We start from the raw sequence: 1,162 nt of genomic DNA on the forward strand, positions 1-1,162 counted from the left end.
AGGGCGCGGTAGGTCCACCCGGCGGCGGTCCAGGCCTCGCGGTCGAGGGCGTTGCGCCCGTCCAGCACCCGCTTCCGGGCCACCACCTGCCCGAACGCGACCGGGTCCAGCTCGCGGTAGGCCCGCCACTCGGTGAGCACCAGCACCGCGTCGGCGCCGGCCGCGGCCTGCTCGGGCGTGGCGGCGTAGTCCAGCTGCGGCCAGGACCGGCGGGAGTTGTCGACCGCGGCCGGATCGGTGACGGTGACCACGGCGCCTTGGAGCTGCAGCTGGGCGGCGACGTTGAGCGCCGGGGAGTCGCGGATGTCATCGGAGTCGGGCTTGAACGCCGCGCCCAGCACCGCCACCCGCTTGCCCAGCAGCGACCCGTCACACACCTCCCGGGCCAGCTCCACCATCCGGATCCGGCGGCGCATGTTGATGTTGTCCACCTCGCGCAGGAACGTCAGCGCCTGATCGGCGCCCAGCTCCCCGGCGCGGGCCATGAACGCCCGGATGTCCTTGGGCAGACACCCCCCGCCGAAGCCGAGGCCGGCGTTGAGGAACTTGCGCCCGATCCGGTCGTCGTAGCCGATCGCGTCGGCCAGCAGCTTCACATCCGCCCCGGTGGCCTCGCACAGCTCGGCCATCGCGTTGATGAAGGAGATCTTGGTGGCCAGGAAGGAGTTGGCCGCGGTCTTGACCATCTCGGCGGTGGCGTAGTCGCTGGTCACCTTCGGTGTGCCGCGGGCCACGATCGGCGCGTACACCGCATCGAGCAGCTCCTCGGCGACCGCGCCGTCGGCCCCGGCGGGCAGGCCGTAGACCAGCCGGTCGGGGTGCAGGGTGTCGGCCACGGCGAACCCCTCCCGCAAGAACTCCGGGTTCCACGCCAGCAACGCCCCCGGCACCTTGCCGCCCACCAGCTCGGCGAGGCGGGCCGCGGTGCCGACCGGCACCGTGGACTTGCCCACCACCAGCTCCCCGGGCTGCAGCACCTGCAGCAGCGACTCGACGGCGGCCTCGACGTAGCGCATGTCGGCGGCGTACTCACCCCGCTTCTGCGGAGTGCCCACGCACACGAAGTGCACCTGCGAGCCGGCCGCGTCGGCGACGTCGGTGCTGAACCGCAGCCGGCCGGAGGCCAGCGCGTGGACCAGCAGGGACTCGAAGTCCGGCTCGT

1 protein-coding gene is annotated in these 1,162 nt (G+C 72.9%); it reads right to left on the minus strand.

Features of this window, described 5'->3' with window-relative positions:
* The coding region (locus tag ABQ292_RS26505) for a UDP-glucose dehydrogenase family protein (protein ID WP_369210689.1) at window positions 1-1,162 on the minus strand (1,162 nt) is incomplete at both ends.

Source organism: Geodermatophilus maliterrae (genome assembly GCF_041018925.1).
GTDB lineage: Bacteria > Actinomycetota > Actinomycetes > Mycobacteriales > Geodermatophilaceae > Geodermatophilus > Geodermatophilus maliterrae.